Origin of the sequence: Rothia nasimurium (assembly GCF_928392795.1) — a bacterium.
Lineage (GTDB): Bacteria > Actinomycetota > Actinomycetes > Actinomycetales > Micrococcaceae > Rothia > Rothia nasimurium_F.
This window is the reverse complement of record NZ_CAKMTJ010000007.1, coordinates 17,407-37,908: the sequence shown is the minus strand read 5'-3', so window position 1 is coordinate 37,908 and position 20,502 is coordinate 17,407. Positions and strand designations below refer to the sequence as shown.

Genomic DNA, 20,502 nt, shown 5'->3' with positions numbered 1-20,502 from the left:
TTCCTTCGGTTGGTAGTAAATCTTGGGGTGGTTCGCTTATGCGAAAAAGTCTTTGCCTAGATCGGCATCGCGCTCTAGGCGCCGTCTAATGTCAGCTTCTCGCTCTGCCAGGCTACCGGTCGGGGGCAGGGCTTCAGATTCAATAACCTGGTCGCTTGTAAGCTGGTGGTGCTCACTCCCCTGCTGCCAGGTGTCGAGGGAGCCGGGGCGGGCGTCCTTGGTCTGGGAGTCGAAGCGATCTTTAAGCTCTGCTTCTTTTTCGTCCATGCCGGCTTTGACCGTTGCCGCGAAGCTCATCGCTTTGAGGGCGGCACCCTTAAAAGGGGCCCCGTATTTAGAGTCAAAGAATTGGGCCATGGTGCTACCTTCTGCGGTGAACTTTTGCAGGGGGTGGTTCGTTGAAACCTCTAGGTCGGTGGACGCCGGTGCTGCGCTAGTGGAGCGGGTGGCTAGATAGCCTGCGGCGGCTCCACCTGCGATAAGGAGTAAGTTTTTGAGCAGTCCCATTTAGTGGCCTTCGGGTGAGGTTCCGGTGAAACCCTGGCTTTCGGTTCGGGGTGCTGCCTGGTGTGAACTAGCTGGCGCACCGCCGTCCCCCTTTACAGCCTTGCGGATGCCGTGGGAGAAGGCTGCCACCTTAATGAGGGGCTGACCTACTGTGGAAGTAACCAGAGAAGAGAGGGCAGATACGTTAGCTGAGGCGTCCGAAACGTTGCTGGTGATGCTATCGACTTTTTCAATCTGGGCGTTAGTGCTGGCAACGGTTTTAGTGACTTCGCCGATCAGCGGGGTGGTCTCATTGTTGAGGGACCGAATGGTTGCGGTGAGCTCGTCGAAGACCTTGCCGAGTTTGATGATGGGTAGGGCTAGCAGGGCTACCAGGATGGCGAATACGCCTGCGGCGATGAGGCCTGCGATATCTGCTCCGCTCATGGCTTTCCTGCTTTCTGCCGAGTTACCCGGCTGTTAAAGGACACGATTTGATAACAATCTTACTTTACACGGCATTAAGGAGCCAGCCCGCTCCCCTGTTCCCGTGTGGGGGCAGGTGGGCGGGCTGGTTAAGCTTGGCGTGATTAGGCCAGGCGTGAGTAGTATTCAACCACGAGCTGCTCTTCGCAGGTCACGGGGATTTCTTCACGCTTGGGTGCGCGCTCGAGCTTTGCGTGGAGCTTCTCGATCTCTACGTTCAGGTAGGCAGGGGTGCCGGGCAGGACGTCCTGGTGTGCGCCGGTGGCTGCAACCTGGAAGGGTGCCATCTTCTCTGACTTGGGGTGAACGTGGATGAGCTGGCCGGGCTTGACGCGGAAGGAGGGGCGGTCAACGCGGATGCCGTCTACCATGATGTGGCGGTGGACGACGAGCTGACGTGCCTGTGCGATGGTACGAGCGAAACCTGAGCGCAGGACGAGGGCGTCCAGGCGGGTTTCGAGGATCTCGACCAGGTTCTTACCGGTCTGGCCTTCGATGCGCTTTGCTTCGAGGTAGGCGCGGCGCATCTGTGCTTCACGGATGTTGTACTGTGCGCGCAGACGCTGCTTCTCGCGCAGCTGTACGGCGTAGTTTGAGTCAGCCTTCTTGCGGCTGCGGCCGTGCTGGCCGGGGCCGTAGGGGCGACGCTCGAGGTACTTTTCTGCCTTGGGGGTCAGTGCGATGCCGAGGGCACGTGACTGACGCACGGTACGGCGGGTACGGTTGTGGTTTGCCACAGTTCGTATTCCTTTTCTTTAGCGGTTGGCACGGCTCGTAACGCATATACGGTGGTGTGCTGAGCGTTTCCCACGGGTGTGGGTGTGCCATTGTTCTGGTGGTCTGGCCTCCGGTGGGCCGCCCACGGTTTGGGCGGTGGAGAGTAGAGAGCAGCCGCACTCTCGGTACTACGAGCTACCCGGTGATCAGTTTCTGCCCCGTTACCGGGGTGGGACGCTGCGTTTTGGGTAGTCTGCCAGCCAAGCTTTAAGCTTACCGTGCTCAAAGGTTTGGCAACACCAGTATTGTTTCAATAAATGATGTGGTTTTGTACACAACAAGTCGCCCCCCAGAGGTAACCTCTGAGGGGCGACTCGTAGCTATATCAATCTAGCATGACGCTAGGAACAGCGATACGGCTTAGTAGATACCGTCGCGGTAGCGCAGCTGGGTGGCGAAAGCGGTTTCCGCAGCATTCCAGAGGCCACCAGCGAAGCCGTTGAAGAAGTCCAGGGGATCGGTTCGGTTTTGAGGACCCAGAACCAGACCGCGGCCCTCATCAGCTACGTATGCTGAGTGGAAGCTGCCCAGCTCATGTGACCAGGCGAACTCATCAGCAGCAACAACGATGTCAGAAACAGCGCCGTTAGCCCACTGAGCATAGGATGCTGTCAGACCACCCAGACCGGTCTTGTTGGTATCCCACTTGAGCACCTCAGCGTTGTAAGCCTCGATGAAGCAGGCTTCATCAACGGTACCAGGAATCAGCGCACGAGCCTGATCCATAGTGGGGGCTGCGATGGCTACGAAGCGGTTAGCAACTGACTGGTAGATACGACCACCAGCGTGGGCACCGTCACGGAAGCCAAGGTGAATTAGGTCCTCCAGGCGACCCTTCTTCAAAGCGGAGTCTGCTCGCAGGGTGCCGGTGTAGTAGACGTAGTCTGCGCCGGTGCCCGAGAATTCCTGCTCCTGCGCGAGTGCGCCGTCAGCTGCACCGTCCCAGATCAGGAAGGAGGAGCCGAAGGTGGCATCACGGGGGTTATCTGCAACGCCTACCAGACGGGGAGCATCGCCACGGACGGTACCGTTACGGGTATCCCAGTTGGCAGAGGCAGGGTAGGGGTAGGGCATGGTGACGTTCTTGAATTTAGAAACGGGGTTCATGCCATTGAAGAGAGTATTGACAGCTACTGAGGTGTCAACATTCTTGATGCCCAGCTCGTACTTGAGCTTTGCCAGTTCAGCCAGCTTATGTGAGGGGCCCGTGAACTGCACACGCAAAGAGGGATCATTAGCTGCACCGTTGTAGTGGGAGGGACCTGCGAAAACGTAGCGCAGGTTGACGTCGCTCAGGTCGGGCACGTTTGCTGTTGCAAAGTCAGCGAATGCCTTAGTGACAGCTGCCTTGGTCTCATCGCAGGTTGCGGGTGAAGCAGCGTAAGCAGGGATTGCAGTGGTAGCAACGACTGCAGGAGCTGCCCAAGCAGCACCCTTAGCCAGGGTACGGCGAGAAACATTGTGAGTCATGTATGTTTTCCTCATATAAAGGGGGTAAAAAAGACGTGTCACCATCGCGGCAGCCTAGTGCGAACCACCATTCACAATGGAAACTAAATTTATTATACGGAAGAAAGACAAAGAGTGCAGGTCTTCAAATCCCCGCAAACATATTTAGGCAGACCTAATTATCAATACACAAATATGCGCTTTTACCGAACAGGTCATTAGATAGACCCAGATTACACACATTCACGCTAGCCAGAGTGAAGATTTCTACCCCTAACCCTCACTTTCACCCAAAGTTGTTTTCCTCTTTCTATCCCACAAAACCCAATTTGTGTGTGGTAAATCACCTATAGTCGTCCGTAAATTTTATCAACACTTAGCTCAAAACACCTGCCTGTCTACTGATTATTATCAGGTTTACGTAGAAGCCCCACTCGTCGCAGTCTCTCCCCCAGCTCCTTTTCCGCCCCAAAGACTGTTGGTCTGTAATAGGCCTTACCGACGAGGGCGTCAGGGGCATACTGCTGGCGGGCCACTCCGTTCTTTTCATCGTGGGGGTAGATATAGCCCCTGCCGTGCCCCAGGGCAGCAGCTCCCGGGTAATGCCCATCGCGCAGGTGCAGGGGCACCGGCCCAGCCAAGCCGGCGCGGACGTCCGCCAAGGCTCCGTCGATTGCCCGATAGACAGCATTGGATTTAGGGGCAGATGCTAGGTGAATTGTTGCCTGGGCCAGATTCAGTCGAGCCTCGGGCAGCCCCACCAGCTGAACAGCCTGGGCAGCGTTCACCGCTGCGGTCAGGGCTGTAGGGTCGGCCATACCAATATCTTCACTGGCATGAACGATGAGTCGCCGGGCAATAAACCGGGGGTCCTCCCCCGCCTCGATCATGCGAGCTAGATAGTGTAGGGCGGCATCAACATCTGAGCCCCGAATCGACTTAATAAAGGCACTGGTGACGTCATAGTGCTGATCCCCCTGCCTGTCGTAGCGTACAACCGACCTGTTAACAGCTAAAGCCGCGTGCTCAGCTGTCACCTGCAGGGGCTGACTGACCGAATACTCAACCCCGGCGTCCTCAGCCTCACCAAAAGCTACAGCAGCAGCAGCTTCCAAAGAGGTCAGAGCCTTGCGGGCGTCCCCATTGGCCATTTTGACCAGGTGCGTAGCAGCCTCGTCTTCCAGAGAAATCACACCGGCAAAACCCCGGGCGTCGGCGACCGCCCGTTGGAGCAGTTCAGCAATATCTGTATCGGTGAGCCCCTGCAGGGTCAACAGAATAGAACGCGACAGCAGGGGTGAAATCACCGAAAACGAGGGATTCTCGGTGGTTGCCGCCACCAGCACCACCCAGCGGTTCTCGACACCCGGCAAGAGGGCGTCCTGCTGGGCTTTAGTAAAACGGTGAATCTCATCAAGAAAAAGTACGGTAGTCAGTCCGCGAAAATCGCGGTCCTCAAGGGCCTGGTCCATGACGGCGCGGACGTCCTTCACCCCGGCAGTAATGGCAGAGAGCTCAACGAACTTGCGCCCGGCTCCCCCGGCAATCACGTTGGCCAGCGTAGTCTTGCCTGTACCGGGTGGGCCCCACAAAATCACCGAACTGGGCCCCGCAGGCCCGCCCCCTTCACCCGCCAAAACCCGCAGGGGTGAGCCCGGGCCCAGCAGGTGCTTCTGCCCTACCACCTCATCGAGAGTGCGGGGGCGCATACGCACGGCCAGCGGAGCCCGCTCCCGCCGACGCGTCACCTGCTCGCTATCGGTATCTGGCTGAGAATCATCAAAAAAGAAGAGAGAGGGTTCCACGGTCAACTTGCCTTAAAGGGAGTCGGTATCGAGAATCAGGGTCACAGGGCCGTCGTTCGATAGACTGACCTGCATATCGGCGCCAAAGAGGCCGGTTTCAACCGTCAGCCCCAGTTCACGCAGGGCCTGCACATAGGCCTCAAAGAGGGGTTCGCTGACCGGGCCGGGAGCAGCGGCAGACCAGGACGGACGCCGCCCTCTCTTCGCATCCCCATAGAGAGTAAACTGGCTGACCGCCAGCACCGGAGCACCCTCATCGAGCACAGACCGCTCCCCTTCTAAGAGGCGAAGGTTAGCGGTTTTATCTGCCAGCTTAGCTACCTGAGCGGGGCCGTCCTCGTGGGTTATACCCACCAGAACCAGCAGGCCGGGCCGGTCAATTTTCCCTACTGTTTGGCCGTCGACTGTGACGGCGGCTGAGGTAACCCGTTGAAGAACTGCGCGCATGGGTGCTCCTTTGTCTGGAGGGTGGCTGACGGTTCTAGCCTATCAACCGCCCTAGAAAAGACCAGAAAAACCAGAAATACCCACCTAGTTCGTGGGTATTTCTGGTTTAAATGGTACCTACCGGGTGAAGGTCAGACTCATCGGATGAGGCACCCCCTCCACTACCTGCAGGTTACTTTGCCTGTTCTTTCCGGCGAAGATTTTTAAAGTATGAACGAGGCTTCGCTAAATTAGCCTCAATCTCTGCAATAATTTTCAGTTGTTCTGCCACTTCTTGCTGTCGGCGGCTTTGAGACACATGTTGGACCTTACGGCCAACCCTATCAGTCGACTTTGGTGAATGGGTAACTACTATCGAAGTCATCAGGTGTACCCCTTTCTCAGTTAACTCAATTATCGTCGGTTGCGGCTGAATCTCCAAGACTTTCTAGATGATTCTTGTCTGGTTTCCTGTTTGAGCTCTTCCTTATAGGTCTTAACTATAGACTGAGCCAGCCTACTATCAGCAGGGTCCAGTTCAGGATCACGGGAAAGCTCTTCAAGCAGCTTTAGGGCGTAGACCTGCTCTACATGGCTTGTACTCGAAAGGTGCTCAACCGTCCACTGCATCCTATCTTTGAAGTTTGACCTATTTGCTTCCTTGCGCCGATTCTCATTAGTCCTATAAGCAATCCATGCCGCAGTACCTGCAACAAAGACCGCGGCTACTCCACCCAAGTTCCGTAGTGAATCCCCTAAAACCGAGAACTCATACTCAGAAATAGAGAAATCCGGAACCAGACTCCACGCTAGAAACCAGCAAACCATCCCACATACACACAATGCGCAGATTATTGCAACCACTTTTCTGCTCATACTTCCATGGTAAGAGGAAGGTAAGCATTTTTCACTCCCGGCTAGAAAAGACCAGAAAAACCAGAAATACCCACCTAGTTCGTGGGTATTTCTGGTTTAAATGGTACCTACCGGGAAAGAGCGCTTACTTCTCGCCGTCCTTCTTGGGCTTGAAGTCCACGCCTGCTTCCTTCCGCTGCTGCGCGGTAATCGGTGCAGGGGCTGCGGTCAGCGGGTCGTAGCCGCCACCGGTCTTGGGGAAGGCGATGACGTCGCGGATAGAGTCGGTGCCACCGATCAGCTGTAGCACGCGGTCCCAGCCAAAGGCGATACCGCCCATGGGGGGTGCGCCGAAGCTGAAGGCCTCCAGCAGGAAGCCGAACTTCTCCTGGGCCTCTTCCTCAGTAATACCCATGACCTTGAAGACGCGCTCCTGCACGTCACGCTGGTGGATACGGATTGAACCGCCACCGATTTCGTTACCGTTACAGACGATATCGTAGGCGTAGGCCAGAGCCTCGCCGGGGTTCTCGTCGAAGGAGTCCAGGTACTCGGGCTTGGGTGAGGTGAAGGCGTGGTGTACTGCGGTCCAGGCTGAGTGGCCCAGGGCGACGTCGCCGGACGCGGTCGCGTCAGCAGCGGACTCGAACATGGGGGCGTCCACGACCCAAACGAAGGACCAGTCGCCCTCCTTAATAAGGCCGGTGCGGTGGCCGATTTCCACGCGGGCTGCACCCAGCAGGGCACGGGAAGCCTTGGCTTCACCGGCTGCGAAGAAGATGCAGTCGCCGGGCTTGGCGCCGGTAGCAGCAGCCAGGCCTTCGCGCTCAGCCTCGGTGATGTTCTTAGCTACGGGGCCGGTCAGCTCGCCGTCCTCCTGGATCAACACATAGGCCAGACCCTTAGCACCGCGCTGCTTGGCCCATTCCTGCCAGGCGTCCAGGGTACGGCGTGCCTGGGAGGCGCCGCCGGGCATAACAACAGCACCGACGTAGGGTGCCTTGAAGACGCGGAAAGTGGTGTCCTTGAAGTAATCGGTCAGCTCGGTGAGCTCCAGACCAAAGCGCAGGTCGGGCTTGTCCGAGCCGTACTTCTCCATCGCGTCCTTATAGGTAATGCGCTCGATGGGGCGGGGAACCTTCACATCAATCAGGTTCCAGACAGCCTCAACGATACGCTCACCCAGGTCGATGATGTCTTCCTGGTCGACAAAGGAAGCCTCGATATCCAGCTGGGTGAATTCGGGCTGACGGTCGGCGCGGAAGTCCTCGTCACGGTAGCAGCGGGCGATCTGGTAGTACTTCTCGATACCGCCCACCTGCAGCAGCTGCTTGAAGAGCTGGGGTGACTGGGGCAGGGCGTACCAGGAGCCGGGTGCCAGGCGTGCGGGCACCAGGAAGTCGCGGGCACCTTCGGGGGTGGAGCGGGTCAGGGTGGGGGTCTCGACCTCGGTGAAGTTCTGGCCGTGCAGCACCTCGCGGGCGGCGCGGTTTGCTTCTGAGCGCAGGCGCATCAGGCGGGCAGGCTCGGGGCGGCGCAGGTCGAGGTAGCGGTACTTGAGGCGGGCTTCTTCGCCCACTTCAACGTGCTCATCAATCTGGAAGGGCAGGGGGGCTGAGGTGTTGAGCACCTCGGTCTCCTTGACCATGACCTCGATGTCACCGGTGGTGAGGTTGGGGTTTTCGTTGCCCTCGGGGCGGCGGGTTACTTCACCCACGACCTTGAGGACGTACTCGTTGCGTAAGTGCTCGAAGTCGGCTTCGTTGTGGAAGACAACCTGGGTGACGCCTTCGCGGTCACGCAGGTCAACGAAGGCCACGCCACCGTGGTCGCGACGGCGGGCTACCCAGCCAGAGAGGGTAACGGTTTCTCCGATGTTCTCGGCGGTGAGTTCGCCGAGGGTGTGAGTGCGTAGCACTGAGTTCCTTTCGATGGGGCACGGTACCGGGTGGCACTGTCTAAAGTTCAGTTTGCTCCCGATTTTACCGTGTTGTGGTGCGCCTGGCACCGGTTGGACGGGTGTGAATTAGGTGGTAGGGAGCACGCGCACGTGCAGGTCCTCTGCCGGCGGGGCCCAGCTGGTGGGATCTGCTGCTACCTGCTCGCCGGTGCGGATGTCTTTGACCTCGTGGGTGAGCGCGCCGTTCTCCCCCGCTGAGGTGAACCAGACGAAGGGGATGCCGCGCTTTTCGGCGTATTTAATCTGCTTACCAAACTTAGCGGCGGTTGCTGAGACTTCGCAGGCAATACCGCGGGCACGCAGGGCGTCGGCGACGTCCTGGGCGCCGGACCACATCTCGTCATTGGTCAGGGCAATGAGGACGGCGGTGGGCACCTTGCGGGTTGCTTCGGCAAACCCCTGAGACAGGATGCGGGCAACCAGGCGGGTTACACCGATCGAAAGGCCCACACCGGGGTAGGTCTTCTTGCCGTTGGAGGCCAGAGACTCGTAGCGGCCGCCAGAGCAGATGGAACCCAGCTGCTCGTGACCCACCAGCACGGTTTCATAGACGGTGCCGGTGTAGTAGTCCAAACCGCGGGCAATAGACAGGTCAGCGACCACCTTGCCGGGGGCGCGCTTAGCTGCCTCACCGATAACCTCGGTCAGTTCAGCTAGGCCCTCTTCGAGCAGGTCGTGGGTGACGCCCAGGGCGCGCACCTGATCAGCAAAGGAAGTATCTTCAGCACGGATGCTGGCAAGCTTCAGGGCGGCAGCGGCCTGCTCGTCGGTAGCGCCGACCTCGTCCTTAAGAAGCTGGGCGACGGCGTCCGCACCGATCTTTTCGAGCTTATCGATATTGCGCAGTACCCCGGCGGTGTCGGTCAGGCCCAGGCCCAGGTAGAAGCCCTCGGAGAGCTTGCGGTTGTTGACGCGCAGCTTGAAGTCGGGAATCGGCAGCTTGGAGAGCGCATCGACGATGACCAGGGCCAGTTCCACGTCGTAGCGGAAGGGCAGGACACCGTCACCAACGACGTCCACGTCGGCCTGGGTGAACTCGCGGGCACGACCCTCCTGGGGGCGCTCACCGCGCCAGACCTTCTGAATCTGGTAGCGCATGAAGGGGAAGGAAAGGTAGCCGGCGTTCTCCACCACGTAGCGGGCAAAGGGCACGGTCAGGTCAAAGTGCAGGGCCAGCTTTTCCTTCTTGCCGCCCCGGGCCTCGTCCGCATCGTCAAGCAGGCGGGAGACCGCGTAGACCTCTTTATCAATATCGCCCTTGCGCAGAAGCTGCTCAATGGTCTCTACCGAACGGGTCTCAATCGACGAAAAACCGTGAAGCTCAAAGGTCTCTCGCAGGGTATCGAGAACAAAATTCTCTACCAGGCGTTCCTCGGGCAGGTGCTCCGGAAAACCAGAAAGCGATTGTTTGCGAGCCATGTGCTCCCCTTTTATCGGTTGAAAACGGTCGAAGTAGGTAACGTGCCCTCGGGAAACAAGCGGTCTCACAGCAGAGCATAGTCTTTTTAATACTAGACCGTTGGCGCACCTGCCGGGTAATTGCCTCCGTGAAGCTCTTAAACACGCTATGCTTGTTACTGCGCCACCTGCGCCCGATAGATTATTGCCATCTCACACCCATGACGGCAACCAGCCCTATCGATATGGCCCGGTCTGGTGCACTTTTCATTACTTAAACGGGGGTTCGCCCCCACTACTGATGCGAAAAGAGTTATAGCGGTGACTACCCAATCCGACGACACCACCCTCAACGTAGACCTCGACAAGGCCCGCAAGTTCGGCCGCGTGGACGAGGACGGCCACGTTTTCGTTATCGTTGACGGTGAAGAATACGCCGTAGGCCAGGTACCCGGCGCATCTGCCGACGAAGCCCTCGCCTACTTCGCCCGTAAGTTTGAGAACTTTGAAGCCCAGGTTGCCCTGCTCGAAGAGCGCGTAGAGCGCAAGGCCAAGGCCGCTGACCTGCAGAAGGCAGCTGCCCACCTGGGCCAGCAGGTTGCTGTGCGCAACATGGTGGGCGACTACGCCGCCCTGCAGGAACGCCTGGTTGCCCTGGTTGGCAAAATCAATGAGCGTGAGGAAGCAGAGAAGACCGAGAGCGCCGAAGCTCGCCAGGCAGCCCTTGAAGCCCGTGAAGCTATCGTTTCTGAGGCTGAGGCTATCGTGGCTAAGGACGACTCCGCTATTCACTGGAAGAACTCCCACGCCCGCATGAACGAGCTCTTCGAAGAGTGGAAGAAGACCCAGAAGGAACACCACCTGGCCAAGAGCATCGAGGACGAGCTGTGGAAGCGTTTCCGCGCTGCCCGCACCAGCTTTGACCGCCGCCGCCGTGCCCACTTCTCCCAGCTCGATGAGGCTAATGCCAAGGCTAAGCGCGTGAAGGAAGCCCTCATCGCTGAGGCTGAGGCTCTGCAGAACTCCACCGACTGGGCAGCAACCGCCGCTAAGTACCGCGATCTGATGGACCAGTGGAAGGCAGCCCCCCGCGGCACCCGCAAGGAAGATGACGCCCTGTGGGCCCGCTTCCGTGCAGCCCAGGACGTCTTCTTCGACGCCCGCACCGCGGTGAACGCTGAGCTGGATAAGGAATTTGAGGCGAACCTGAAGGCTAAGGAAGCCCTGCTGGAAGAGGCCCGCGGCATCCTGCCCGTTACCGATATCGCTGCGGCTAAGAAGGCCCTTGAGGGCATTCTGGACCGCTGGGAAGCTATCGGACGCGTACCCCGCAACTCGGTGCGCCGCGTTGAGCAGGAACTGCGTAAGGTTCAGGACGAAATCCACCGCGCCGAGAACGCCAAGTGGCAGAAGACCGACCCCGCTAAGCAGGCTCGCGCTAACTCCATGCTGACCCAGCTGGAGGACGCCATCGCCGGCCTTGAAGCAGACCTGGCTAAGGCTGAGGCCAGCGGCAACGCCCAGAAGATCAAGAAGGCCCAGGAAGCCCTAGACGCCCGCAAGCAGTGGCTAGAGACCCTCAAGGCTTCTTCTGCTGAGTTTGGCGCCTAAGCCCCAGATTTGTCTGTGACGTCTTTGTGACGCAGAATCCCCCGTCTACCGGCCGGTAGACGGGGGATTTTTGTGGATAAGGTGTCTCGGGTGAGAAAGTTATCCACAGCCTGATAACTTTTTATCGTGCACCCTGCGTTGATGTGCTAAAACGTAGGCATGGAACATCTCAACTCACTCGGTGCTCTCTCAGAGCTCCCCTTCCCCCTCGCCCCGGGAAGGTCCAGCCCCCACAACTCTCTGCAGGTGATTGCCCACGACAGCAGTTCTTTTCAGCCCGCCCGGGCAGAGTACAAGCAGCCTGAAACGCGGGAGTTACCGGTGCTCGTCCGCCTGTATAGCCAGCAGACCACGGGGCTCCCCGCAGCTCAGTGGCGGGCCTTCCTCAAGGAGCGCGAGCTGGTGCACTTTCATCACGGCATCTACCGGGAGCCGGAGGACGAGCCCACCCCGCTTATGCGGGCAGCCAGCCTGGGCTTGCTCACCCCGGCAGGCTACCACCACCGGATTCGCTACTGCCGAACCACCGCAGCCTGGGTGTTGGGCTACCTGCCCGAGTTACCCGAAGGGCGACTGCATGTAGACTACGACCGCGATAACCGGTGCAATCTCCCCCGCTCCTACCGGGCAGACTTTGCCACCCATCAGGCCCAGCTTCGCCCCTACGACACCATGACGATTGGGCCGATTCGTCTCACCACGCCACTGAAAACGGCCCTAGATATCATTACCCACTCGGTCGATGAGGGCGACCTGGCTATCGTCAAAGCAATCCTGCTCGATAGCCAGAACAGCGTTACTCCTGAGCTTCTGCTCCAGAGTGCCCGGGAGCAGATGAGCCTTAAAGCTACAGCCCTGCTCAGGGCCCAGCACCTGGCCCACCAGCTTGAGGCGGCAGAGATAGCCGGGGTCTAGCCCTGCTGGTTCATGAGCGGACGCGAGCCGGTCAGGCGGTAGGCGTTGTAGATACCGGGGACGTTGCGAATCTGGTTCAGCAGGTGCTCCATCATGAAGCGGTCAGAGAGCTCTACGGTGTAGCGGTTGACCACAAACCGTTCGTCGCTGGTGTGAACCTTGGCGTCCACGATATTGCAACCGGCCTCAGAAATAACCCGGATGGTGTCTGAGAGCAGGGCCTTACGGTCGATGCCCTCCACCTGGATCGAAACCCGGTAGACGGAGTTACCGTGCGATGCCCACTCCACCGCGGTCTGGCGGGGGTCGTCAGCCTGGCTCAGTACGTTGGGGCAGTCGGTACGGTGCACCGAGATACCCTGCAAGCGGGTGACGATGCCGACAATGTCGTCGGGCGGTACGGGGGTGCAGCAGCGGGCAATCTTAGTCAGAATACCCTCAGCGCCGGGTACCACCACACCGTTGTCATCGCCCACCGAGCGGCGGTTAGATACCAGGGAGGCGTCGAAGCTATCGAGTTCAACGGTCTGGTCGACGTCGTCCTCACCGTAGTAGAGGTTGACCAGGGAGGTAATGACGGCCTGGGTCTCCACCTCGTTCTCGCCCACAGCGTGGTAGAGGGTGGCCACATCGTGCTTGTGCAGGTCCTGGGCTACCTGCAGCATGAGCTCGGGGGTCATCATCTTGGTCAGGGGAAGCTCGTGCTGACGCATAGCCTTAACCACGCGCTCCTTGCCCCGGTTCATGGCCTCGATACGGCGGCCCTTGGCGTAGTGCTGGCGAATCTTGGTGCGCGCCTTGCTGGTGCGCACGAACTTGAGCCAGTCCTCACTCGGGGCGTGGTTCTCGTCCTTGGTTGTCTGAATCTCAACCGTTGAGGCGGTTTCGAGCTCGGTGTGCAGGGGCACCAGCTTGCCGTTGACCTTAGCGCCGATAGTGCGGTCCCCCACCTCAGTGTGGATAGCGTAGGCAAAGTCAACCGGGGTTGAGCCCACCGGCAGGCTAATGGGCTTACCCTGCGGAGTCAGCACCACAATCTCATCGGTCTCAAGCCGCTCAGAGAGCTGCTGGTAGAACTGCTCAGACTCGGGGTTGGAGTTCGAAATCTCAGAAATCGACTGTAAAATACCGATGTTGAAGGCAGCGGTCTGGGTGCTAGGTTCCTTGGGTGAAAGGTCTACCTTTTCACCGCGGGAGGCAGCCTTGTACCGCCAGTGGGCAGCCACACCGTACTCAGCCTCTTCGTGCATCTTGTAGGTGCGGATCTGGATTTCCAGGGGCAGGCCGCCGGGCCCGTGCACCGTCATGTGCAGTGACTGGTAGTGGTTGTGCTTGGGCTGCTTGATGTAGTCCTTGAAGCGCCCAGGAACCGCCATCCACAGGGACATCACATGCCCCAGGGCGGTGTAGCAATCGTTCTCGTCCTCGACCATAATGCGCACGGCCAGAATATCGTTGATGTCGTCGAAGCTCTTACCCTTGGTCTTCATCTTCTGATGAATGGAGTAGTAGTGCTTGGGGCGGCCCGTTACAGTGGCCTCAATACCTACCTGGGCCAGGCGATCCTCAATCGTCACGCGGGCCTCGGCCAGGTACTTTTCGAGCTTAGGGGTACGCTCGCCCACCATCCGCACAATCTCGGCGTAGATATCGGGGCTCATAGCGGCAAAGGAGAGGTCTTCCAGCTCCCACTTGATGGTGTTCAGGCCCAGGCGGTGGGCCAGCGGGGCATAGATCTGCAGGGTCTCTTCGGCCTTACGTGCAGCAGAGGCGCCGGAGACGAACCGCCAGGTACGGGCATTGTGTAGGCGGTCAGCCAGCTTGATGAGCAGCACGCGCACATCTTGCGACATCGAGATAACCAGCTTGCGAATTGTCTCGATGGGGGCGTTATCGCCGTAGCTGACCTTATCAAGCTTGGTCACACCGTCTACCAGGTAGGCGACCTCAGAGCCGAAATCAGCAGTGAGCTGCTCCTGGGTGTACTCGGTATCTTCAACCGTATCATGCAGCAGACCCGCAACCAGCACGGGGCCGGTAGCACCTATCTCTGCCAGAATGGTCGTCACGGCTACCGGGTGGGTGATGTAGGGGTCCCCGCTCTTGCGCTTCTGCCCCCGGTGGTAGTGGTTAGCGACCTGGAAGGCCCGCTGCAGCACCTCAAGGTCTTCGTCGGGGTGGTACTTCTTGACGGTGCGAATCACCGGTGCCAGTACCGGGGAAAAACGCGGGGCGGGGCCCTCTTGCTGCTCACGCCCAAATACCAGGCGGGTTGGCACACGCCCCGAAGCAGACATGACCCGGTGCGACCCGCGAACCGGCCGCTTACCCTCTGTGCGAGAATCCTTCTGGCTGCTCTCTTCTGACCGGCTCATGCCCAATTCCCCCTCAAACTGAAATATTCGTGTGGGACTATCTTAGATTAATTCCACACTGTGTGTAACAAAAACGGGAGCGGACAGTCATCCGCTCCCGTTTCTAGGGTAAAACGCCTAGCTCTTGGCCCTACTTGCTATCGAGGTTAACCGAATGCACGGTAACCATCACCGGGGCAGCCGGCTGCGCGCCGGCGTCCTCGCGCTCCTCGCCCTCTTCAACCTGCCCCTGGCGGGCACGGCGGACCACATCAGTATGCTCTCGCACGCCCTTCTCACCCAGGCGCAGGGCAGCATAGGCGGGGGCCGCCACAAAAAGCGTTCCCAGGGTGCCGATGATGATACCGACAAAGAGGGCTAGGGAGAGGTCCTTGAGGGTACCGGCCCCCAGGAGCAGGGCGCCGATAAAGAGAATCGAGCCCACCGGCAAAATACCCACAATCGAGGTGTTGATGGAGCGCACCAGGGTCTGATTGACCGCTAGGTTGACCTGCTCAGCAAAAGTAGTATCGCGACGTTTCTCAAGCCCCTCGGTGTTCTCACGAATCTTATCGAAAACCACCACGGTATCGTAGAGAGAGTAGCTCAACACGGTCAGGAAGCCGATAATCGCACTGGGGGTAATCTCAAAACCGATAAGAGCGTACAGGCCCACGGTAGTCACGATGGTAAAGATCAGGCCAGCAATTGCCGAGACCGACATCTTCCAGGTACGGAAGTACAGGGCCATACCGATCATCACCAACAGAATAAACCAGACCAGACCCACCAGAGCCTGCTGGGTCACCCCGGCACCCCAGGTGGGGCCTACGAAGGACGAGGTCACCTGGTCAGCGCCCACACCGTAGGCCGACTGCAGGGCCTGACCCACAGCCAGAGTCTCATCGTCGGTCAGCTCACTCATCTGAGCGCGTACGGTACCCGCAGCGATATTAGTGACGCGCACGTCGGTCGCCTCGGGGGCGGCGTCCGCAATCGCCTGCTGACCGATAGAAATATCGGTATCAGCCACCTGCGACACGGTGAACTCAGAACCACCGCGGAACTCAATACCCAGATTGAAGCCACCGCGCACCACCGGCACCAGGGCCGCCAGCACAACCAGAGCCAGGGCAATCGTCAGCCACAAACGACGCTTAGGCACAAACCCAAACGACCGCTGACCAGAATGCAGTTCATTACCGAACTGAGCGAGTTTATTAGCCACGGCGGGCCTCCTCGGTAGTGGTGGAATCTGCGGCAGGCAGGGGCTCCGCATCAGCACTCCCCTGCGCCGCTTCGGCTTCAGCCGCCTCAGCAGCTAGGCGCTCGCGGCGCTTACGCTCAGCCAGGGAGAGAGAACCTTCGGTTTCCTCAGGGGTGCGGACGCGCCCCGCACCCCGGTAGAGCGGGGTGGAGCCGAGGGCTACCGGGTCCATACCAGAGAAGCGGCCGCCGTTACGGAAGTAGTCCTTGCGGCCCAGCAGAACCATAAGCGGGTGGATGAAGAGGAAGGTGATAATCAGGTCTGAAATAGCGGTGAGACCCAGGGTGAAGGCAAAGCCGCGCACGTTACCAACCGAGGCGAAGTAAAGCACTACAGCGGCCAGCAGGTTCACGGCCTTGGAGGCCATGATGGTGCGCTTGGCCCGCAGCCAGCCGTGATCGATAGCGGCAGGGATGGTGCGGCCGGCACGAATCTCATCGCGAATACGTTCAAAGTAAACGATAAAGGAGTCTGCCATCAGACCGATTGACACAATCAGACCGGCCACACCCGCCAGAGACAGGCGGTAGTTCATCAGGTGACCCAACAGCACAATCACCCCGTAGGAGAGCAGGCCAGCCACGATAATCGAGGTGATATTGACCAGGCCCACCAGGCGGTACTGGAAGAGGGAGTAGATAAACACCAGCAGCAGACCGATCAGACCGGCAATCAGACCCATCTTCAGCTGGTCAGCACCCAGGGTTGCAGAAATCTGCTGCTCCGACTGGATAGTGAAACTAATGGGCAGGGCACCGTACTTGAGCTGCTCAGCCAGGTTGGCCGCCTCTTCTTCGGTAAAGTTACCGGTGATCTGGGGCTGGCCGTTGGTAATCACTGCCTGGGTGACGGGGGAAGAGAGCACCTGGCCGTCCAGCATGATAGCGAACCGGGCGCGGGGGTCGGACGCGTTGGTGCCGCGAATAGCGTTCAGGCGGGTGGTGACGTCCTTAAAGGTCTGGGTAGCAGCCTCGTTGAAGACGATGTTCACGCCCCACTGGCCAGTCGCGTAACCGGTTGAGCTAGCCACCTGAGAGTAGGAGGCTGTATCGATATCGGTACCCTCAATTTCGATGGGGCCCAGGATGTACTTTTCACTTCCGTCTGAGGCACAGGCGACAATGGCGGAGTTGGGGTCCTGGTTAGAGGTATCAACGTTGGCGGGTACGGTGCAGTCCAGCTGCTCGTACTGGCGCCAGAGATCGCCGGTAACCCAGTTGTAGTCCGACCCGTCGGTGGGTTCAGCGGTCGGTGAGGGCAGGGCGTCCTCAGCTGCAGCGGCGTCCGCTGCAACCGCTTGGGGGGCACCGGCGTTAATGACGGCGCGGAAACTCATCTGCGCCGAGGTCTGAATCAGGTTACGGGTTTCAGAGCTCAGAGTGCCGGGTACAGAAACCACGACGTTCTGGCCCGACTGGGTGGTTACTTCTGCTTCCGCCACACCCGCGCCGTCAACGCGCTGACGGATAATTTCAACAGCCTGGTCGAGCTGCTCAGCGGTAATGGCCTCGCCCGAGGAGTCGTTGACCTCGGGTGACAGGATGAGCTGGGTACCGCCAGAGAGGTCTAGGGCCAGCTTGGGCAGCCAGCTGCCCCCGGAAAAGGTTGTGCCGAAGATTCCTCCGGCGAGTAAGAGCAGCACCAGGGCCATCGCGGCGAGTGCCCCTCTGGCTTTGGTGACGTTGGATGGTTGAGCCATCTGTGCCCCTTCAGGTGAGTGGGTTCGTGAAACGTGAAAAAGCGCGCCACCTCTGAATCTAGAGGTAGCGCACCCAAAGCTGTGGTTTAGTTTTTGGGATCGTCGGCGACTTCACCCTGGATGACAGGACGCTCGGCGTCGGCTACCGGTGCGGTAGCGGTGTCTTCCTCGATGCTGGTGACGGTCATGAGGTGAACCTTGGCCACGGTACCCGGAGCGATTTCCAGGTGGGCGGTGTTGGCCTCCTTGTCGATAGAGACAACAGAGCCGTAAAGACCAAAGTTAGTCATGACCTGGGTGCCGGGCACCATGGCGTCCTGACGTTCCTTAATCTGCTGCTGGGCCTTCTTGGCGCGGCGTGCCGGTAGCACGATGAGCACCAGCATCATGATGCCCAGAAGTAGGAGCATAAACAGGGGTGAGCCTGACTGCACGAGAATCCCTCTTAACGTAGTTGGTGGGGGTGAACAAACTAAGTCCCCATTCTATGCCAAGTTCCTTGCAGTTGGCTGGTTACCCCCTGATATTACAGGGGCGGACGGCTAGGGCAGCTCGGGTGCCTCTAGCCCCAGGTGCTCCCAGGCAGCGGGCAGAGCGACTCGCCCGCGGGGGGTTCGCCCAATCAGACCCTCGCGCACTAGGTAGGGCTCGGCGACGGTCTCGACGGTTTCGGTCTCTTCGCCCACTGCAATAGCTAGGGTGGAGAGGCCCACCGGTCCCCCGCCGAACTTGGTAATCAGAGCTTCAAGCACCGCACGGTCTAGGCGGTCCAGGCCGCGCTCATCGACCTCGTACATGTTGAGGGCTGTTGCTGCCGCTGAGGCCTCGATACGGTCGATGCCGTTAACCAGGGCCCAGTCGCGCACGCGACGCAGCAGGCGGTTGGCGATACGAGGCGTGCCCCGAGACCGACCCGCAATCTCTGCAAAACCCTCGGGGCTAATGTTGAGTTCCATCAGGCCAGCAGACCGGCGGATTACACTCTCTAGCTCGGTAACCGAGTAGAACTCCAGGTGGCCGGTAAAGCCGAAGCGGTCACGCAGGGGCCCGGGCAGCAGACCCGCGCGGGTGGTTGCCCCCACCAGGGTGAAGGGCGGCAGCTCCAGGGGAATAGAGGTTGCCCCGGCACCCTTGCCCACCACGATATCCACACGGAAGTCTTCCATGGCCATATAGAGCATCTCTTCAGCCGGGCGGCTCATACGGTGAATTTCATCAAGAAAGAGCACTTCGCCGGGGGTGAGCGACGAAAGAATCGCAGCCAGGTCACCCGAGTGCTGAATAGCCGGCCCGGAGGTAATACGCAGGGGGGCGTCCATTTCGGCAGCAATAATCATCGCCAGGGTAGTCTTACCCAGGCCGGGAGGGCCGGATAGGAGCACATGGTCGGCCGAGCGTCCGCGCATCTTCGATGCCTCAAGCACCAGCGACAGCTGCTGACGCACGCGCTGCTGCCCCACAAAGTCATCAAGAGACTTGGGACGCAGGGCCGCCTCAATCATTTTTTCTTCTGGCTCTTCATCCATCGAAACCAGGCGCTGGCCGGGAATCTGGCCATCGGCGTGAGGGAACTGGCTCATACTCTACCTATCGCCCCACCGTATTCTGGTTACCCAGCGAAGCCAGTACGGCCCGCAGAGCTTCGGCAACACCCATGGTTTCAGCCTTCGGGTTGTGCTCGATGAAGGACTCAATAGCACTCACAGCGTCCCGCTCGTTCCAGCCTAGGCTGGTCAGGGCGTCCTGCACCTGGGGCTTCCAGCTCACGCCCTGGTCGATAGGCAGCTGGTCGGTAGCGCCGTCCGCCAAAATCAGCTTGCCAGCAAGCTCAAGGACGATACGGCGCGCCCCCTTGGGGCCAATGCCTGGAACCTTGGTGAAAGCCTTATCGTCACCGGTTGCTACAGCACGCTCAACCTCAGCCGGGGTATGCACACCCAACACGGCCAGGGCAATGCGCGGGCCGATACCCGACACCGACAGCATCATGTCAAAGACCTCACGCTCGGCAGGCTCAGCAAAGCCGTAGAGGGTCATGGAGTCCTCACGCACAATCATGGTGGTCAGAACCGTAGCCTTCTCCCCCAGGCGCAGCTGCGAAGCTGTACGGGCATTGAGATGCACCAGCATGCCAAAACCGTTAACGTCGATAACAGCGGTCTCCAACCCCAGATGGGTCACGGTACCGGTCAGTGAGCTAATCATGAAACCAATTCTATTCGAATATATGTACTAATACAAGAGGTGGGTGGGGAGCTACTTCTGCCTGTCACATATGAGAAGCGGACTCACAGCGAAGCTGCTGGCTCGGGGCTGGCGTGAATCGCTTGTGAGCGCCAGCGAACCAGCGAGAGGGTCGGCAGCGAGCGTGAGTCCGCTGATCATTAGACCGCGATCTACCTTCTTGCCCTTGCCTCCGCCTCCATCCAGGCCCGCTGGGCGGGGGTAAGCTGGGATGTTCGCCGTGCTGCCGCCGGGTTGGAGCCCTGGTGGGTCTGGGTGGTGGCTGCCATGTTGATGCCGGAGCCAATGCCCCCGCCGCGCCAGCCGTGGCAGATAGCTAGGGCGAGGGCGTCCGCTGCGTCCGCCGGTTTGGGCATGGCATCAAGCCCCAAAATACGGGTGACCATGCGCCCCACCGATGCTTTGTCGGCGCGTCCTGAACCTGTCACCGCTGCCTTCACCTCTGAGGGCGTGTGGAAGTGTACCGGCACACCGCGCGCAGCGGCAGCCGCAATCACCACGCCGGAGGCATGGGCAGTACCAATCACAGTATTGACCTGCTCCTGGGCAAAAACTCGCTCAATCGCCAGGGCATCGGGCTGGTAGGTGTCGAGCCATGCCTCGGCCGCGCGCAGAATCTTGAGGATGCGGGTGTCCAGACTCTCCGAAGCGGCGGTACCCGCTACTCCCACGTTGACGAAGTGGGCCTTGCGGTTGGCCGTCATATCGACCAAACCGAAACCGCACCTGGTGAGGCCCGGGTCGACCCCCAGAATGCGGGCAGCGCCCGG

At 59.5% G+C, this 20,502-nt stretch carries 17 protein-coding genes; 2 read left to right on the top strand and 15 right to left on the bottom strand.

The window, feature by feature from the left end:
* Positions 1-36: 36 nt before the first annotated feature.
* The 8 genes from L6963_RS08405 to hisS all read right to left on the bottom strand — a co-directional run bounded on the left by L6963_RS08405 (position 37) and on the right by hisS (position 9,663).
* A complete protein-coding gene (locus L6963_RS08405; RefSeq protein WP_237206594.1) occupies positions 37-507 on the bottom strand; it encodes a peptide chain release factor 4 in 471 nt (156 codons plus the stop codon).
* Positions 508-933 carry a DUF948 domain-containing protein gene (locus L6963_RS08400; RefSeq protein ID WP_237193841.1) on the bottom strand — a complete coding sequence of 142 codons (426 nt, stop codon included), beginning with the start codon at positions 931-933 and terminating at the stop codon, positions 508-510.
* A 143-nt stretch (positions 934-1,076) separates the two neighbouring features.
* A complete protein-coding gene (rpsD, locus tag L6963_RS08395) occupies positions 1,077-1,709 on the bottom strand; it encodes a 30S ribosomal protein S4 (RefSeq protein WP_237193847.1) in 633 nt (210 codons plus the stop codon).
* A gap of 400 nt (positions 1,710-2,109) precedes the next feature.
* Positions 2,110-3,219 carry a hypothetical protein gene (locus tag L6963_RS08390; RefSeq protein ID WP_237193849.1) on the bottom strand — a complete coding sequence of 370 codons (1,110 nt, stop codon included), beginning with the start codon at positions 3,217-3,219 and terminating at the stop codon, positions 2,110-2,112.
* A gap of 377 nt (positions 3,220-3,596) precedes the next feature.
* The gene (locus L6963_RS08385) at positions 3,597-4,946 is read right to left on the bottom strand and encodes a replication-associated recombination protein A (protein ID WP_237206657.1); all 1,350 of its coding nucleotides are present in this window, start codon (positions 4,944-4,946) and stop codon (positions 3,597-3,599) included.
* Between the two features lie 69 nt (positions 4,947-5,015).
* Positions 5,016-5,450, bottom strand: coding sequence for a D-aminoacyl-tRNA deacylase (dtd, locus tag L6963_RS08380; protein ID WP_237206593.1), 435 nt, complete (start codon positions 5,448-5,450; stop codon positions 5,016-5,018).
* Between the two features lie 979 nt (positions 5,451-6,429).
* Positions 6,430-8,202 carry an aspartate--tRNA ligase gene (gene aspS, locus L6963_RS08375; RefSeq protein ID WP_237206591.1) on the bottom strand — a complete coding sequence of 591 codons (1,773 nt, stop codon included), beginning with the start codon at positions 8,200-8,202 and terminating at the stop codon, positions 6,430-6,432.
* A gap of 108 nt (positions 8,203-8,310) precedes the next feature.
* On the bottom strand, positions 8,311-9,663 hold the full coding sequence (gene hisS, locus L6963_RS08370) for a histidine--tRNA ligase (protein WP_237206590.1): 1,353 nt from the start codon (positions 9,661-9,663) through the stop codon (positions 8,311-8,313).
* 300 nt (positions 9,664-9,963) lie between these two features.
* Between hisS and L6963_RS08365 the strand changes: the two genes are divergently transcribed.
* Positions 9,964-11,253: a DUF349 domain-containing protein gene (locus tag L6963_RS08365; protein ID WP_237206589.1), complete on the top strand. Its 1,290-nt coding sequence runs from the start codon at positions 9,964-9,966 to the stop codon at positions 11,251-11,253.
* Between the two features lie 159 nt (positions 11,254-11,412).
* Positions 11,413-12,168 carry a type IV toxin-antitoxin system AbiEi family antitoxin gene (locus L6963_RS08360; RefSeq protein ID WP_237206588.1) on the top strand — a complete coding sequence of 252 codons (756 nt, stop codon included), beginning with the start codon at positions 11,413-11,415 and terminating at the stop codon, positions 12,166-12,168.
* Here L6963_RS08360 and L6963_RS08355 read toward each other — a convergent pair.
* The 7 genes from L6963_RS08355 to ruvC all read right to left on the bottom strand — a co-directional run bounded on the left by L6963_RS08355 (position 12,165) and on the right by ruvC (position 20,487).
* Complete coding sequence (locus L6963_RS08355; RefSeq protein ID WP_237206587.1) at positions 12,165-14,543, bottom strand: RelA/SpoT family protein; 2,379 nt, start codon at positions 14,541-14,543, stop codon at positions 12,165-12,167. The two genes, L6963_RS08360 and L6963_RS08355, sit on opposite strands and share 4 nt — an antisense overlap.
* A gap of 130 nt (positions 14,544-14,673) precedes the next feature.
* Entirely contained in the window at positions 14,674-15,750 is a 1,077-nt protein-coding gene (gene secF, locus L6963_RS08350) for a protein translocase subunit SecF (protein WP_237206586.1), read from the bottom strand.
* Positions 15,743-17,488 (bottom strand): protein translocase subunit SecD, encoded by a 1,746-nt coding sequence (secD, locus tag L6963_RS08345; protein ID WP_237206585.1) that lies wholly within the window; start codon positions 17,486-17,488, stop codon positions 15,743-15,745. The genes secF and secD overlap by 8 nt, the downstream gene beginning before the upstream one ends.
* An 86-nt stretch (positions 17,489-17,574) precedes the next feature.
* Positions 17,575-17,922, bottom strand: a complete 348-nt coding sequence (locus tag L6963_RS08340) for a preprotein translocase subunit YajC (protein ID WP_237206584.1) — start codon at positions 17,920-17,922, stop codon at positions 17,575-17,577.
* Between the two features lie 108 nt (positions 17,923-18,030).
* Positions 18,031-19,068: a Holliday junction branch migration DNA helicase RuvB gene (gene ruvB / locus L6963_RS08335; RefSeq protein WP_185174666.1), complete on the bottom strand. Its 1,038-nt coding sequence runs from the start codon at positions 19,066-19,068 to the stop codon at positions 18,031-18,033.
* A gap of 7 nt (positions 19,069-19,075) precedes the next feature.
* Positions 19,076-19,693 (bottom strand): Holliday junction branch migration protein RuvA, encoded by a 618-nt coding sequence (gene ruvA / locus L6963_RS08330; protein ID WP_237193875.1) that lies wholly within the window; start codon positions 19,691-19,693, stop codon positions 19,076-19,078.
* A gap of 191 nt (positions 19,694-19,884) precedes the next feature.
* Complete coding sequence (gene ruvC / locus L6963_RS08325) at positions 19,885-20,487, bottom strand: crossover junction endodeoxyribonuclease RuvC (RefSeq protein ID WP_237195147.1); 603 nt, start codon at positions 20,485-20,487, stop codon at positions 19,885-19,887.
* Positions 20,488-20,502: the final 15 nt, after the last annotated feature.

Coding starts and splice junctions, on each gene's coding strand:
- L6963_RS08400 (WP_237193841.1), bottom strand. CDS start 933: ATGAGCGGAGCAGATATCGCAGGCCTCATCGCCGCAGGCGTATTCGCC.
- L6963_RS08405 (WP_237206594.1), bottom strand. CDS start 507: ATGGGACTGCTCAAAAACTTACTCCTTATCGCAGGTGGAGCCGCCGCA.
- ruvA (WP_237193875.1), bottom strand. CDS start 19,693: ATGATTAGCTCACTGACCGGTACCGTGACCCATCTGGGGTTGGAGACC.
- secD (WP_237206585.1), bottom strand. CDS start 17,488: ATGGCTCAACCATCCAACGTCACCAAAGCCAGAGGGGCACTCGCCGCG.
- dtd (WP_237206593.1), bottom strand. CDS start 5,450: ATGCGCGCAGTTCTTCAACGGGTTACCTCAGCCGCCGTCACAGTCGAC.
- L6963_RS08390 (WP_237193849.1), bottom strand. CDS start 3,219: ATGACTCACAATGTTTCTCGCCGTACCCTGGCTAAGGGTGCTGCTTGG.
- hisS (WP_237206590.1), bottom strand. CDS start 9,663: ATGGCTCGCAAACAATCGCTTTCTGGTTTTCCGGAGCACCTGCCCGAG.
- L6963_RS08360 (WP_237206588.1), top strand. CDS start 11,413: ATGGAACATCTCAACTCACTCGGTGCTCTCTCAGAGCTCCCCTTCCCC.
- L6963_RS08355 (WP_237206587.1), bottom strand. CDS start 14,543: ATGAGCCGGTCAGAAGAGAGCAGCCAGAAGGATTCTCGCACAGAGGGT.
- ruvB (WP_185174666.1), bottom strand. CDS start 19,068: ATGAGCCAGTTCCCTCACGCCGATGGCCAGATTCCCGGCCAGCGCCTG.